Source organism: Streptomyces sp. P9-A2 (genome assembly GCF_036634175.1).
Classification (GTDB): domain Bacteria; phylum Actinomycetota; class Actinomycetes; order Streptomycetales; family Streptomycetaceae; genus Streptomyces; species Streptomyces pratens.
On sequence record NZ_JAZIFX010000001.1, the window covers coordinates 1460351 to 1474613 of the forward strand.

At 72.5% G+C, this 14263-nt stretch carries 16 protein-coding genes; 9 read left to right on the plus strand and 7 right to left on the minus strand.

Features of this window, described 5'->3' with window-relative positions:
• Positions 1 to 88 precede the first annotated feature (88 nt).
• Together V4Y04_RS06575 and V4Y04_RS06580 are read left to right on the plus strand one after the other, a co-directional pair.
• Positions 89 to 481, plus strand: coding sequence for a YidH family protein (locus V4Y04_RS06575; protein ID WP_332426346.1), 393 nt, complete (start codon positions 89 to 91; stop codon positions 479 to 481).
• Positions 478 to 813: a DUF202 domain-containing protein gene (locus tag V4Y04_RS06580; RefSeq protein ID WP_332432730.1), complete on the plus strand. Its 336-nt coding sequence runs from the start codon at positions 478 to 480 to the stop codon at positions 811 to 813. Before V4Y04_RS06575 ends, V4Y04_RS06580 begins: the two co-directional genes overlap by 4 nt.
• 80 nt (positions 814 to 893) lie before the next feature.
• Here the strand turns inward: V4Y04_RS06580 and V4Y04_RS06585 are convergent, their stop codons facing one another.
• Entirely contained in the window at positions 894 to 1838 is a 945-nt protein-coding gene (locus tag V4Y04_RS06585) for an NADP-dependent oxidoreductase (protein WP_332426347.1), read from the minus strand.
• Positions 1839 to 2061: 223 nt separating this feature from the next.
• On the opposite strand from V4Y04_RS06585, the gene V4Y04_RS06590 reads away from it, so the two are divergent.
• Together V4Y04_RS06590 and V4Y04_RS06595 are read left to right on the plus strand one after the other, a co-directional pair.
• Entirely contained in the window at positions 2062 to 3120 is a 1059-nt protein-coding gene (locus V4Y04_RS06590; protein ID WP_332426348.1) for a phosphotransferase family protein, read from the plus strand.
• Positions 3121 to 3123: 3 nt separating this feature from the next.
• The gene (locus V4Y04_RS06595) at positions 3124 to 4338 is read left to right on the plus strand and encodes an acyl-CoA dehydrogenase family protein (RefSeq protein ID WP_332426349.1); all 1215 of its coding nucleotides are present in this window, start codon (positions 3124 to 3126) and stop codon (positions 4336 to 4338) included.
• Positions 4339 to 4387: 49 nt separating this feature from the next.
• Here the strand turns inward: V4Y04_RS06595 and V4Y04_RS06600 are convergent, their stop codons facing one another.
• Both V4Y04_RS06600 and V4Y04_RS06605 read right to left on the minus strand, forming a co-directional pair.
• On the minus strand, positions 4388 to 4981 hold the full coding sequence (locus tag V4Y04_RS06600) for a TetR/AcrR family transcriptional regulator (RefSeq protein WP_332426350.1): 594 nt from the start codon (positions 4979 to 4981) through the stop codon (positions 4388 to 4390).
• Between the two features lie 176 nt (positions 4982 to 5157).
• Complete coding sequence (locus V4Y04_RS06605; RefSeq protein ID WP_332426351.1) at positions 5158 to 5931, minus strand: SDR family oxidoreductase; 774 nt, start codon at positions 5929 to 5931, stop codon at positions 5158 to 5160.
• A gap of 233 nt (positions 5932 to 6164) precedes the next feature.
• On the opposite strand from V4Y04_RS06605, the gene V4Y04_RS06610 reads away from it, so the two are divergent.
• Entirely contained in the window at positions 6165 to 7463 is a 1299-nt protein-coding gene (locus tag V4Y04_RS06610; protein ID WP_332426352.1) for an exo-beta-N-acetylmuramidase NamZ family protein, read from the plus strand.
• A gap of 609 nt (positions 7464 to 8072) precedes the next feature.
• Positions 8073 to 8675, plus strand: a complete 603-nt coding sequence (locus tag V4Y04_RS06615; protein ID WP_332426353.1) for a hypothetical protein — start codon at positions 8073 to 8075, stop codon at positions 8673 to 8675.
• 39 nt (positions 8676 to 8714) lie between these two features.
• Here the strand turns inward: V4Y04_RS06615 and soxR are convergent, their stop codons facing one another.
• Positions 8715 to 9215, minus strand: coding sequence for a redox-sensitive transcriptional activator SoxR (soxR, locus tag V4Y04_RS06620; protein ID WP_332426354.1), 501 nt, complete (start codon positions 9213 to 9215; stop codon positions 8715 to 8717).
• A 131-nt stretch (positions 9216 to 9346) separates the two neighbouring features.
• On the opposite strand from soxR, the gene V4Y04_RS06625 reads away from it, so the two are divergent.
• Positions 9347 to 9808, plus strand: a complete 462-nt coding sequence (locus V4Y04_RS06625; RefSeq protein WP_332426355.1) for a MaoC family dehydratase — start codon at positions 9347 to 9349, stop codon at positions 9806 to 9808.
• An 18-nt stretch (positions 9809 to 9826) separates the two neighbouring features.
• Here V4Y04_RS06625 and V4Y04_RS06630 read toward each other — a convergent pair whose 3' ends face one another.
• The 3 genes from V4Y04_RS06630 to V4Y04_RS06640 all read right to left on the minus strand — a co-directional run bounded on the left by V4Y04_RS06630 (position 9827) and on the right by V4Y04_RS06640 (position 12545).
• Positions 9827 to 10477, minus strand: a complete 651-nt coding sequence (locus V4Y04_RS06630) for a TetR/AcrR family transcriptional regulator (protein ID WP_332426356.1) — start codon at positions 10475 to 10477, stop codon at positions 9827 to 9829.
• Between the two features lie 470 nt (positions 10478 to 10947).
• Complete coding sequence (locus tag V4Y04_RS06635) at positions 10948 to 11235, minus strand: YiaA/YiaB family inner membrane protein (RefSeq protein ID WP_332426357.1); 288 nt, start codon at positions 11233 to 11235, stop codon at positions 10948 to 10950.
• 155 nt (positions 11236 to 11390) lie between these two features.
• Entirely contained in the window at positions 11391 to 12545 is a 1155-nt protein-coding gene (locus V4Y04_RS06640; protein ID WP_332426358.1) for an acyl-CoA dehydrogenase family protein, read from the minus strand.
• 69 nt (positions 12546 to 12614) lie between these two features.
• Here V4Y04_RS06640 and V4Y04_RS06645 point away from each other — a divergent pair, with 69 nt between their 5' ends.
• The gene (locus V4Y04_RS06645; protein WP_332426359.1) at positions 12615 to 13256 is read left to right on the plus strand and encodes a TetR/AcrR family transcriptional regulator; all 642 of its coding nucleotides are present in this window, start codon (positions 12615 to 12617) and stop codon (positions 13254 to 13256) included.
• A 147-nt stretch (positions 13257 to 13403) separates the two neighbouring features.
• The gene (locus V4Y04_RS06650; RefSeq protein ID WP_332426360.1) at positions 13404 to 14111 is read left to right on the plus strand and encodes an ArsR/SmtB family transcription factor; all 708 of its coding nucleotides are present in this window, start codon (positions 13404 to 13406) and stop codon (positions 14109 to 14111) included.
• Positions 14112 to 14263 lie beyond the last annotated feature (152 nt).

Sequence of the window (14263 nt, forward strand, 5' to 3'; positions counted from 1 at the left end):
ACCACCGGGACCCGCACCGGCCGGTACAGCGGGCCGGCCCGCTGTACCGGCCGGACCCATGTCCTGGCGTCCCGGGTAGGGTCGCGGAGTGATCGACTTCGTACGGAACGTCCGGTTGTGGTTCGCGCCCCAGGACGTGCGGCAGGAGGGGGACACGCCCGACTACCGGTTCTCGCTGGCGAACGAACGTACGTTCCTGGCCTGGCTGCGCACCGCGCTCGCGCTGATCGGCGGCGGCTTCGCCGTGGACCAGTTCCTGCCGGACCTGCGCTGGGGCTGGCGGGTCGGGCTCGCGCTGGCGCTGCTCGCCGCGGGGGTGCTGTGCGCGCTGCGCGCGGTCAACCACTGGGTGCGCTGCGAGCGGGCCATGCGGCGCGGCGAGGACCTTCCGGTGTCCCGGTTCCCGGTGGTGCTGAGTCTGGCCGTCGCCGTCGTCGCCGTGGTGATGGTCGTCGTGGTGCTCGCCGGGTGGAACGGGTGACCGGCCCGGCCGCGGTACGGGCGGACCGGGACCCGGGGCTGCAGCCCGAGCGGACCCGGCTCGCGTGGCGCCGTACGACCCTGGCGTGCACGGTCGCGTCCGTGCTGGCGGTACGGACCGCGCTGTACGGCGGGGTCTCGGCCCTCGGGGTCGTCCTGTGCGCGCTGTGCTGCGCCTGCTGGCTGGGGCTCCTCCTGGTCGCCCACCGCCGGATCCGCACCCTCGCGGCCACCGGCGCCCCGGCCGCCGCCGCCCCGCTCCACCTCACCGCCGCGGTGCTGTGCACCACGGCCCTGGCCGTGTGCGGGGCGGCCCTCGTCCTCCAGGGCTGACGGACGGGGACGACGGACGGCCGTCCTACCGGCCGTCCCTCCCTCCCGCTTCCCCGTCCGTCGTCCGCCCCGTCCGTCGTCTACCCCTCCGCCGTCTCCCCGTCCACCGTCACCACGATCTTCCCCCTGGTCCGGCCCTCCTGGTTGAGGCGGTGGGCGTCCGCCGCGCGTTCCAGCGGGAACGTCTCGGAGACGTGCACGCTCACCACGCCCTGTTCCGCCAGTTCGGACAGGTGCCCGAGATCCTGCGGGTCGGGGCGGACGAACCAGTAGCCGCCGCCGTGCTCCACGACGGCGGGGTCGGCGATCGACGCGAGCCGGCCCCCGGAGGCCAGGGCGGTGACGGAGGCCTTCAGGGCGTCACCGCCGACCGAGTCGAACGCGGCGTCCACGCCGGCCGGGGCCAGCTCCCGCAGCCGCTCGGCGAGGCCGTCGCCGTAGGCCACCGGCTCCCCGCCCAGGCTTCGGACGAAGTCGTGGTTGCGCTCGCTCGCCGTACCGAGGACGCGGGCGCCGAGGTGCACGGCGAGCTGGACGGCGATGGAGCCGACACCGCCGGCCGCGGCGTGCACCAGGACGGTCTCGTCCCGCTTCACCCGCAGGACCTTGTGCAGCACCTGGTAGGCGGTGAGTCCCGCGAGGGGCAGTCCCGCGGCCTCCTCGAAGGACAGGTTGCGCGGCTTGCGCGCGAGGGCCCGTACCGGGGCGGCCACGTACTCGGCGAAGGTGCCGCGGGAGAGGAAGTCCTCGCGCACATAGCCGATGACCTCGTCGCCGGCGGCGAACTCGGGGACGGCGGCGCCCGGTCGTACCACCACGCCCGAGACGTCCCACCCCGGAACCACGGGGAACACCGGGGCCAGGACCTGGTCGAGGTAGCCTTCGCGGCACTTCCAGTCGACCGGGTTGACGGCCGCCGCCCGTACCTTCACGAGCACCGAGTCGGGGCCGACCCGGGGCTCCGGCATCTCCGTGAGTTCGAGTACCTCGGGGCCGCCGTAGCGTGCATAGCTGATCGCCTTCATGGGACCGACCCTTCGTTGTCGTCTCCCGCCGCGCAAGTGGATCGCCGGGACTGCCACCGTTCACGTGACGGCCGGCGGGCGGCGGGCCGGTGGCCGCCGGGTTCCCCTCGCGGCCCCGGCCACGTCGTGGCCCCGATCACGTTTCATCCTCACCCTGGACGACATACCGACTGGTCGGCATCATGTGGGGGTACTGTCACGTCACCGGCCCGTAGGAGCGAGTATGAGCCCCGACCACCCGCCCGGACTGGATCTCGACCGGCTGGGCGCGCTGCTCGGCCGGGAGCGGCCCGGTCTGGTGAACGGCCCGCTCTCCGGCCGGCTGATCGAGGGCGGCAGGTCGAACCTCACCTACGCGGTCTCCGACGGCACCGCGCACTGGGTGGTACGGCGTCCGCCGCTCGGGCACGTCCTGGCCACCGCGCACGACATGAGGCGCGAGCACCGTGTGATCAGCGCGCTGCACCCCACTCCCGTCCCGGTGCCCCGCACGGTGCTGCTGTGCGAGGACGAGGAGGTGCTCGGGGCGCCCTTCTACGTCATGGAGTTCGTCGAGGGCACCCCGTACCGGACGGCGGACCAACTGGCGCCGCTCGGCCCGGAGCGCACCCGGCGGGCGGTGCTCGCCCTGGTGGACACACTGGTCGACCTGCACGCGGTGGACCCCGCTGAGGTGGGCCTGGCCGACTTCGGCCGCCCCGAGGGCTTCCTGGACCGGCAGCTGCGGCGCTGGGGCAAGCAGCTGGACGCCTCCCGCAACCGGGAGCTGGCCGGGATCGACGAACTGCACGCCGCGCTCGGCCGGGAGCTGCCCCGTTCCCCCGCGCCGTCCGTGGTGCACGGCGACTACCGCCTGGACAACGTCCTGATCGCGAGCGCCGAGGGGGGCGCCGACGGGCGCGCCGACTCGATCCGGGCGGTCCTCGACTGGGAGATGTCCACACTCGGTGATCCGCTGACCGACCTCGGCCTGCTGGTGATGTACGGCATGCCGCTGGGCATGCCCGACTCCCCGGTCTCCACGACCGCCGAGGCCCCCGGGCATCCGTCGCCCGCCGAGCTGATCGAGCGGTACGCCGCCCGTTCGGGCCGTGACGTCTCCGGGGTCGCCTGGTACACGGCGTTCGCCTGGTTCAAGCTCGCGGTGATCCTCGAGGGCATCCACTACCGCTACACGCTGGGGCAGACCGTCGGCCCCGGCTTCGACCGTATCGGCGATCTCGTGCCCGTCTTCATCGAACACGGGCTGACCACGCTTCGCGAAGGCCTCCGGAAGGGCTGAACCATGGACTTCACGTTCGACGCGCGCACCGAGGAACTGCGGGCCGCGCTCCTCGCCTTCATGGACGAGCACGTCCACCCCGCCGAGCGGGTCGCCGACGAGCAGCGCGCCGCGCAGGCCTCGCCGTGGGCGAGCCCTCCGGTCGTGGAGGAGCTCAAGGCCGAGGCACGCAGGCGGGGCCTGTGGAACCTGTTCCTGCCCGGCTCCGCGCACGGTGCCGGGCTCACCAACCTCCAGTACGCGCCGCTCGCCGAGATCATGGGCCGCTCCCCGCAGCTGGCGCCCACGGCGACTAACTGCGCGGCGCCCGACACCGGCAACATGGAGGTGCTGGCGCAGTTCGGCGACGAGCGGCAGCAGAAGCAGTGGCTGGAGCCGCTGCTGGCGGGTGAGATCCGCTCGGCGTTCGCGATGACCGAGCCGGACGTGGCCTCGTCCGACGCCACCAACATCACCACGCGGATCGAGCGGGACGGCGACGACTACGTCGTCACGGGCCGCAAGTGGTACATCTCCGGGGCGATGCATCCGGACTGCCGGATCTTCATCGTGATGGGCAAGACCGACCCGGACGGGGCGGACGCCCGGCGTCAGCAGTCCATGGTCCTGGTACCGCGCGACACCCCGGGCGTCACGATCACGCGCGCCATGCGGGTGTTCGGCTACGAGGACCACTCCCACGGCGGCCATGCCGAGGTGGTCTTCGACCGGGCGCGCGTGCCGGTGGCGAACCTGATCGGCGAGGAGAGCGGCGGCTTCGCCATCGCGCAGGCCCGGCTCGGTCCCGGCCGGATCCACCACTGCATGCGGCTGATCGGCATGGCCGAGCGGGCGATCGAGCTGATGTGCCGGCGGGCCGTGTCCCGTGACGCCTTCGGCAAGTCGCTGGCCCAGCAGGGTGTCGTACAGAACTGGATCGCGGACGCGCGGGTCGCGGTCGAGCAGCTGCGGCTGCTGGTGCTGAAGACGGCCTGGATGATGGACACGGTCGGCAACCGGGGCGCCCACACCGAGATCCAGGCCATCAAGATCGCGACCCCGCGCACGGTCGTCGGCATCCTCGACCGGGCCATCCAGCTGTACGGCGCGGGCGGGGTCAGCCAGGACCATCCGCTGGCCGAGCTGTACGCGGCCGCCCGGACCCTGATGATCGCCGATGGACCGGACGAGGTGCACCAGCGGTCGCTGGCGCGGCGGGAGATCAAGAAGTACCGCTAGGCCCTCGGTGCCCGGGCCCCGGTTCCGCGGGGCCCGCGGCCCCGGCGTCTCAGGGACGCAGGGCGCGCAGCAGCAGGTCGGCGAGGTGGTCGGCGACCTGCTGCGGGGTGAGGGAGCCGTCGGGGCGGTACCAGGTCGACAGGTGGTGGACGGAGCCGAAGTGGTAGTCCACCACCAGGTCGGCCGGGGTCGCCGTGGAGAACACGCCCGCCGCCTGGCCTTCCTCGACCAGCGCGCGGAAGCGCTCGTGGTAGCGGCGGCGCTCGGCCCGTACCTGCTTGTTCTTCTCCGGACTCAGATGGTGCATGGAGCGGAAGAAGATCGACGCGTCGTCGAGGTTCTCGATCGTCGTGACGACGACGTCGGCCGCGGCGCCCCGCAGGCGCTCCTCGATCGGCTCGTCGGCGTTCGCGTAGGCGTCCAGACGCTCCTGCTGGACGCGCAGCACGCGTGCGTAGATCTCGTGCAGCAGGTCGTCCTTGGAGCCGAAGTAGTGGTAGAGCGCGCCCTTGGTGACTCCGGCCGCCTCGACGATCTCCTGCACCGAAGTGCGGTCGTAGCCCTGCTCGGCGAAGAGCCGGGTGGCGGCGGCCAGGAGCCGCTGCGGCACCGGGAGCCCGTCGCCGTCCGTCGTCCTGGCCACTTCCGCCACCTGCCTTCCGTGTCACTGCCGGTCGTCGTCGGACCCCGCCGGCACCGCCGGCCGTCATCGGCCGGGGCGCTCGGTACGTTTCCCCGACGGGGATCTTCCCACCCCGCGGCCCCGGCGTGTCGGGCAGGACCGCATCGCGGTACGCGGGACCTTCCCGCGTACCGGTTTCACCGGGTGGACTCCCAGTGCCGCTGGATGCGGTTCATGCCGCCGAGCCAGCGCTCCGGATCGGCGGCGCGGGCCTGGTAGTACTCGGCGACCTCGGGGTGCGGCAGGATCAGGAAGCGGTCCTCGTCGATGCCGCGGAACAGCGCGTCGGCCACGTCGTCCGGCTCGATCGCGGTCGGCCCGAGGACCAGTTCGCCCGCACTGCCGCTGGCGGTGAGCATGTCGGTGCGTACGCCCTGAGGACAGATCGCGTGGACCTTCACCCCTCGGTGGCGGTACGTCAGCGACAGCCACTCGGCGAAGGCGTAGGCACCGTGCTTGGTGACGCTGTAGGGGGCCGTGCCGATCATGGTGAGCAGTCCGGCGGCGGAGACGGTGGAGACGAAGCGGCCGCTGCCGCGCTCCAGCCAGTGAGGGAGCAGCGCGTGCGCCGCGCGGACGTGGGCCATGACGTTGACGTCCCAGGAGAGGGCCCAGCCCTGCTCGTCGAGCGGTTCGCCGGGTTCCCCGCCGTCGCGGCCGACGCCGGCGTTGGCGCAGTAGACGTCGACCGTGCCGCCGAGCGCGTCGCGGGCGTCGGTGACGACGGACGAGGCGTCGCCCGGGACCGCGATGCCGCCGATCTCGTCGGCGACGGCCTTGGCCCGGTCGGCGTCCAGGTCGTTGACGGCGACCAGCGCCCCCTGGCCTGCGAAGCGGCGGGCGAGTGCCGCCCCGATGCCGCCCCCGGCCCCCGTGACGACCACCTTCGCACCCTGTACGGCTTCCACCATCGGCTCCTTCGGCGCGGCTGCCCGGTTGTTTCCCGGCCATGTGACGGTATGACCACATGGCCGCCTCGGCCGCACGACCACGTGGCCGTGCGACGCGTCGCGCCAGACTAACCGGTCGGTATGCCGGGTGGAAGGGAAGCGCCGAACGGCGGCGGTCCGGCTCGTTCCCCGAGCGGTTCACGCGCGTTAACGTGCGTGAGCATGACACCGGCAGCGATCACGGAGGTCACGGTATGAGACTGTCCAGACGGAGCCTGCTCGCCACCACCACAGCCACCCTCGCGGCCGTCGGCGCGACCCCGGCGGCCGCCCGGAGCCGTAGTCACACGGGCCCTGCGGAAGGGCCCACGGAATCCGGGCGGGCGGCCCCGGCGACCGGGGGCCGGCGCCTGCGCACCGGCTTCGAGCAGCTCGCCGCGGACGGTTACGCGCCGCTCGGCGGGGAGCGGGTCGGCGTGGTCACCAACCCCACGGGCATCACCCGGGACGTGCGGCACATCGTCGACGTCATGCACGCCGACGACCGCGTGGACCTGACCGCCGTGTTCGGCCCCGAGCACGGTTTCCGGGGCACCGCGCAGGCGGGCGGCTCGGAGGGCCGCCACGACGACCCGGCGACCGGACTGCCCGTCTACGACACGTACCTGAAGAGCGGCCGGCCGCTCGCCGACGTCTTCACCGCGTCGGGCGTCGACACGGTCGTCTTCGACATCCAGGACGCGGGCGCCCGCTTCTACACGTACATCTGGACGCTCTACGACTGCATGGAGGCGGCGCGGCTCGCGGGCAAGCGGTTCGTGGTCCTCGACCGGCCGAACCCGGTGACCGGGCGGGCCGCCCTGGGGCCCGTGCTGCACCCGGAGTTCGCGACGTTCGTCGGGCGGCAGCCGATCGCGCAGGCGCACGGGATGACGGTGGCGGAACTGGCGCGGCTGTTCAACGCCGAGTTCCTGACCGCGCCGGTGCGGCTGGAGACGGTACGGATGTCGGGCTGGCGGCGGTCCGACTTCTACGACGCCTCGGGGCTACCCTGGGTGCCGCCCAGCCCGAACATGCCGACGCCCGAGACGGCCCTGGTGTACGCGGGGACGTGCCTGTTCGAGGGCACCAACCTGTCCGAGGGGCGCGGGACGACCCGGCCGTTCGAGCTCCTGGGCGCGGAGGGGATCGACGGGCGCTGGGCGGCCGAGGCGAACGGCCTGGGTCTGGCGGGCGTGCGGCTGCGCGAGGCGTACTTCGCCCCCACCTTCTCCAAGTTCCAGGGGAGGACGGTCGGGGGTGTGCAGCTCCATGTGCACGACCGGAAGGCGTTCGATCCGGTGCGTACGGGGGTGGGGCTGCTGGTGAGCGCGAAACGGACGTGGAGCGGGTTCGCCTGGCGCCCGGACCACTGGATCGACAAGCTCACCGGCTCCGAACGGGTGCGCACGATGATCGACGCGGGTGCGGACACGGACGAGGTGGTGGCCGGCTGGCGGGAGGAACTGGCGACGTTCCGGCGGACGCGGCGGGAGTACCTGCTGTACCGCTGAGCGCGCGTCCCGGGCACCGGCGCCCCGGACAGCGGCCGACCGCCGCCGCCCGGGGCGCTCGGCATGTGCCGGCCCTCCACCGCTGTCACCTGCGCGGACACCGCTCCGGCGGCGTTCTCCGGGACGGCGGGGTGATCAGGGGCACGATCGGTGCGCATAACACCGCGGCCTTCAGGAACCCGTGAAGGCCGCGGGGAGTTCTCTGTCTGTCGAGGGTGACGCGCGCGGTCCGCCGCGGCACGGGCGTCCCCCGACGGGCCGGAGTACCGGGAGATTCCTTAGTACCGGGAGATTCCTTCCCGCCGGGCATGCGCACGGGCCCGCCAGGGCAGCCGCCGGGAACCGGGGCGGCGAGCGGAACGGCGAGGGAGGCGACCATGGACATGACCGCGGAGACGATCGTGGAGCGGACCACGGGACCGCCGTGGGGAATCACAACTGAAACACGGGTCACTGAAGTTGACTCAGATCTCCGCGCGACCGGCCGAGGGAGGCCGTCGGAAAAAGGATGGAGCCGATTCGCTTGTCGATACGTCTATTCGACGACGTCCGTTCGACGACGCCGAAGTGACCGGATTACAGGTGCAGGTGTGACGGAGGTGCAGGACGATGGCCGGTTTCCGAAGTCTGGCGAGACAGGTCCGAGATCCGCGGTGCGACCTGGCACTGCGGCGCTATTCGCTGCGCAAGTGCCTTGAGCGGTTCGCTCCGTACGGGCACAGGGCGACCTGGAACCATCTGTGCGCGCGTGCGGGATTCGACCCCGAGGACCGCTCCGTCGACCCGGCGCGGCTCGTGGCCGCACTGGACGAGCTGGAGGAGGCCCGCGCGGTCTGGCTGGGCTACGAGGTGGAGTTCGCCGAGCGCCGCAGGAAGGAGAAGCACGGCGGCCTGCGCAGGCCGGGCAGTGTGGACGACTGGCACCGGCTCACCTGGGGCGGTTTCGGCGTGGCCTGGTGCGACGACCCGGGGGTGCATCCGCGGGAAGCGCTGGCCGAGGTGCTGCGGCGGCTGATCGCCGCGCTGGAGCGCAAGCCGGGTGCGGCCTGCCCCGTGTGCCGGGGGGAACGGCTCAGGTGGCGGTACGGCCTGGACCACGAGCCGTCGGCGGGACCGGTCTGCGCGGACTGCGGAATCCTGGTGCCGCGCCCCGTCCTGACGACCGAGGCGCTGGCGGACGCCAGGCGGTCGAAGGTGCTGGTGTCGGCCTGAGGAGTGTGGGGGTGCGCCGGGGATGCCGCGCCCCCACTGTCACGCGGTACCGGTGCCGGTCTGCGGGGTGCCCGGCCCGGGGGCGCCTTTCTCGGTCAGCAGCCGGGAGCCCGTCAGACGGTCGCCGAAGTTGTCGTCCGGGTTGGACAGGGCGCAGGTGTCCAGCGAGAGGCAGCCGCAGCCGATGCAGTCGGTGAGGTGGTCGCGCAGCCGGTTGAGCTGCTTGATGCGCTCGTCCAGCTCCGTACGCCACACCTCGGAGAGGTGGGCCCAGTCGTCCCGGGTGGGGGTGCGCTCCTGGGGCAGTTCGGCGAGCGCCCCGCGGATCGTGGCGAGCGGGATGCCGACCCGCTGGGCGGCCCGGATGAAGGCGACCCGGCGCAGGGTGTCACGGGTGTAGCGGCGCTGGTTGCCCGAGGTGCGCCGACTGCTGATCAGGCCTTTGGACTCGTAGAAGTGCAGGGCCGAGACGGCGGCGCCGCTGCGCGCGGCGAGCCGGCCGACCGTGAGTTCGTGGACCTTCTCCGGAATCTGGGGCACGCCCCGAAGGCTACCCACTCCGACGCGGTCGCCGGTCCGTTGACAAGGGCCGTACCGCCGACCATGCTAAGCAGTCGCTTAGGCATGCGCGCGAGTGGCGCGTGCGATCACGTGACGCGGGAGGCCGGGACATGGCAGAGCCGAGAATCTTCACGTCCGTCGACGATCTGAAGGCGGCGGTGGGTGAGCAGCTGGGATACACGGACTGGCTGGAGGTCGACCAGAAGCGGATCGACCTGTTCGCCGAGGCCACCGGGGACCACCAGTGGATTCACGTCGATCCGGAGCGGGCCGCGGCGGGGCCGTTCGGCACGACCATCGCGCACGGCTATCTGACGCTGTCGCTGCTGCCCCTGTTCGGCCCGCAGCTGCTCTCCGTCGAGGGCGTGCGGATGGGCGTCAACTACGGTACGAACAAGGTGCGTTTCCCCGCGCCCGTCCCGGTGGGATCGCGGGTGCGCGCCACCGCGAAGGTCACCGCCGTCGACGAGGTGGAGGGCGGTGTCCAGGTGACCACGGCGTTCACCGTGGAGCGCGAGGGCGGCGACAAGCCGGTGTGCGTGGCCGAGTCGGTGGCCCGGTACTACCTCTGAAGCCCGGCGGGCCGTGCGCTACTCCGCCCGGGTCGTCTCCGCGCGCTCGGCGCCGACCATGCGCAGGACGAGGTCGGCGTAGAGGGCGCCGACCTCCTCGGGGGTGCGGGAGCCGTTGATGTTGAACCAGCGTGCCACGTCGATGCAGAGGGAGAGCACGGCGAGGGTGGTTCCCCGCACGTCGGGGACGTCGAACTCGCCCGAGCGCACACCCTCCTCGATGATCCCGTGCACCTCGGCGTCGACCTGCCGGCGCAGGGCGATGATCTCGGCGCGGGCATCGGGGCCGAGCGAGTCGAGTTCGTACTGCACGACCCGTGCGGTGGTGCGTCCGCCCGCGTGCCAGCGGACGAAGGAACTCACGGCCTCGGCGAGGCGCCGGGTCGGGCTGCCCTCGGCGCGGGCCGCGGTACGCAGGATGTCCAGGGCCTTCTCGTGGCCGATCCTGCTGATGCGGTGGAGCAGCTCTTCCTTGGTCTTGTAGTGGATGTAGAGCGCGGCCGGGCTCATGCCGGCGCGGCCCGCGATGTCGCGGGTCGTCGTGGCGTGGTAGCCCCGCTCCGCGAACGCCTCGACGGCGGCGAGCAGCAGCCGTCGGGCCGCGTCGGGCGTGACCTCACCCCACGGCTGCGCCTCGGCGCCGGCCGTCTCCTCCGCCGTACCACTCATCGCTCACCCCATTCACTGACAGGGGTAACACCATACCGGCAAGGGTGAGCGATCGCTTAGGGCCGGTCCGGCGGATCAAGTCGGAGGCAATCGGCGGTATCCGTCCAGCCGGGGTGAGTGGGGTCATGGGGGTCCCCCCTGCTCATGGGGGGGTCCCCCTGTTCGAGCGGAGCCGAGAGCTCGGGGGAGAAGCCGAGAACTCGGGGGAGTCGGTAACCGACGACAACGCGGCTGGGGGTCCCCCTGCTCGAAGAGCTTGAGGGAGGGCGTGCCGGACCCCACGTCTCCGGCATGATCCGCCGGACCGGCCCCAGTGCCGATGTCGGCGACTTTGCAGCCTTCCAGAACTCGCCAGTGAGGACATCGCCGCAGGTCAAAGGCTCACACGCGCCGTTAAGCCAGTGGTATCGGCCCTGGGGTGTCTCCGCCCACTCGTCCGAGCGGAGACCGGCCGCCGCGCCACGGAGCGCTCACAGTTTCTCGAACGGGTCGTGTTCCGCGAGGAGCTTCTCCAGCCGCGCCTGGTCCACCCGGCTCACGATCTGCCCGGCCTCCTGACGGTCACGGATGACTTTGGCCAGGGTGAAGGCGGAGGTGACGAGGTACAGGACGGCGATCGCCATGAAGCCGCGCACCCAGGCGTTGGCGTCGAGCCGGATGATGCCGAAGGCGGTCGCGCCCAGGGCGACGGCGAACGATGCGACGGCCTGACCGTAGAAGGCCGCCGTGTTCTGCTGCTTGAGGGGTGTGTCGCTCATGGGAACAGGGTCGGCGGCCGCGGTACTCCGCACATCCGTCGGGATACTCAGACGCGCCACGGACCGGCTACTCAGACCGGCCGGTCCGCCTCCTGTCATCCGGCCCGTCCCACCCGGTTCGTCCTGTCCGTGCGGTCCCGCCCGGCGGCTCCGTCTCAGAACGCCGAAACCCCGGTCAGCGCACGGCCGATGACCAGCTTCTGGATCTGGCTCGTGCCCTCGTAGAGCGTCATGACACGGGCGTCGCGCAGCAGCTTGCCCGCCGGGTACTCGTCGATGTAGCCGTAACCGCCGTAGACCTGGAGGGCGTTGTTGGCGGCGCGGACGGCCGCCTCCGAGGCGAAGAGCTTGGCCTTGGAGGACTCGACGGCGAACGGCCGGCCGCGGTCGATCAGATCGGCGACCCGCCAGGTCAGCAGCCGGGCGGCGTCGACGTCCACGGCGATGTCGCTGATCAGTTCCTGGACGAGCTGGTGATGGGCGATGGTCTTCCCGAACTGCTCGCGCTCCCCCGCGTACCGCACGGCCGCGTCGAGCGCGGCCTGGGCTATGCCGACACAGCCCGCGGCGACCGACATGCGCCCCTTGGCGAGGGCGGACATGGCGACGGAGAAGCCCTTGCCCTCGGGGGCCAGCATCGCCGACGCGGGCACGCGCACGTCCTCCAGCACCAGCTCGGCGGTGGCCTGGCCGCGCAGGCCGAGCTTTCCGTGCAGGGTGCGGCGGGTCAGGCCGGGGGTGTCGGCGGGCACGAGGAAGGCGGACACGCCCTTGTGGCCGGGGGCGTCGGTGGACCGGGCGAACAGCAGGACGACATCGGCCCAGGTGCCGTTGGTGATGAACGTCTTGGTGCCGTTGATGACGTAGTCTCCCCCGCCGTCGCGCACCGCGCGGGTGGAGAGGTTGCCGGCGTCGGAACCGGTGCCCGGCTCGGTGAGGCCGAAGCAGCCGATGTACGTGCCGGAGGTGAGCCCGGGGAGCCAGGTCCGCTTCTGCTCCTCGCTGCCCCACGCGGCGACGGTCTTGGCGACCAGTCCCAGGGACACGGAGACGATCCCGCGCACGGAGGAGTCGCCGCGGCCCAGTTCCTCGGTGACCAGGCAGTACGCGAGATGGTCGCCGCCGCAGCCGCCGTACCGTTCGTCGATCGTCAGCCCGAGGAAGCCGAGGTCGCCGAGTTTCTTCACGATGCCCCGGTCGACCTCTTCCGCACGGTCCCAGGCCGTGGCGTGGGGCACGACCTCACGCTCGACGAAGTCCCGGGCGAGCCGGCGGACGGCGCTCTGCTCCTCGCTGAGCTCCAGGTTCATGAAAGTCACCCAACCCCGGGATTTTAATTACCACTGCTAGTTTTCTGGTCCAGCCCTACTATGTGCGCCATGGCCCGACCGCGCAAGCCCTTGCTCAGCACCGACCGGATCGTCGAAACGGCCCGGGAGCTCGTGGACGCGGAGGGCCTGGCGGCCCTCTCCACACGTCGGCTCGCCGCGCGGCTGGGGGTCAGCGGGCCCTCGCTCTACAACCACTTCCGCACCAAGGACGAGATCCTGGAGGCGGTGGCCGACTCGGTGAGCGCGCTGGTCGACCTCTCGATGTTCGAGGACGGCCGGGACTGGCGGACCGCGCTGCACGACTGGGCCGTCTCCTACCGGGCGGCGCTGCGCGCCCACCCCAACATCGTGCCGGTCCTGGCGTGCGGCCCCGGCCGCCGCCCCGCCGCCCTGCGGCTCGCCGACGCGGTCTACGGCGCGATGGTCGAGGCGGGCTGGCCGCCCGCGCAGGCCACCTCGATCGGCGCGCTGATGCGGTACTTCATCATGGGTTCGGCGCTCGGCTCCTTCGCCGGAGGTTTCGTGGACGACGCCGGCGCCTACGACCCCGCCGACTACCCCCACCTCGGCCAGGCCCATCTGCTCGCCGAGAAGCAGGAGAAGATCGACGAGCGAGCCTTCGAGACGGGTCTGACGGCGCTGCTGGACGGCTTGGCCGGGCAGTACGAGCAGGCTCGGGGCGCCGAATAGGGCCTCTCCCGGGTGTCACGGGCACGGACACCGCGGGACGGCACGGGCACGGACAGGGGCAGAGCAGGGGCAGAGCAGAGCAGGGCAGGGCAGGGGAACAGCACGGTTCGGCCGTCGCCGAAGTGTCCGTACCGCATGCTGGGGCGCATGACCACGAAGGACCCCCGGGCCACCGGGCTCGCACGGCTCGCCGGGCTGCTCGCCGACGAGACCCGGGCCGCGTGTCTGCTGGCACTGCTGGACGGCCGGGCGTGGACGGCGGGCGAGCTGGCGCGGCACGCGGGTGTCGCCCCCTCCACGCTGAGCGGGCACCTGGGCAAGCTCGTCGCCGGCGGGCTGCTCGCCGAGGAACGGCAGGGCCGGCACCGGTACGTACGGCTCGCCGACACGCGGGCCGCCCAGCTGGTGGAGGAACTGACCGCACAGGTCGCCCCGGCCGCGCACCCGCGTCCGCGCACCCTGCGGCAGGCGGGTGCGGAATCGGCGGCGGCCCGCGGACGGACCTGCTACGACCATCTCGCCGGCCGGCTCGGGATCGCGGTCACGGACGCGTTCACGGCCCGCGGGCTGCTGCTCCAGGACACCGGGTTCGCGCTCACCGAGGCGGGCCTGGACTGGTTCGACGCCCTCGGCATCGGCCTCGACCGGAGCGGGCGCCGCCCGCCGGCCCGCGCCTGCCTGGACTGGACGGAACGCCGCCCCCACCTCGCCGGAGCCGCCGGGGCGGCCCTGTGCCGGCACGCCCTGGACGTGCGGTGGTGCGTCCGCATCGGCTCCGAGCGCGCTGTGAAGGTGACGGAGGAGGGCGCGCGGGCGCTGTCGGAGCTGCTGGGGATCGAGGAGTCGACCCTGTGACGGAGGCCGGCGGCCACCGGCCCGCCCACCGGTCCGCTCGCCGGGCCCGGAGTGCCGTGCCGTAGCCCTTGCGGGCGCCTTCGCATGTGCGCGGCAACGCGACGAGGTGCGGTGCCGGGACCCGCGAGCCAGACCCGCCGGCCCGATCCCCG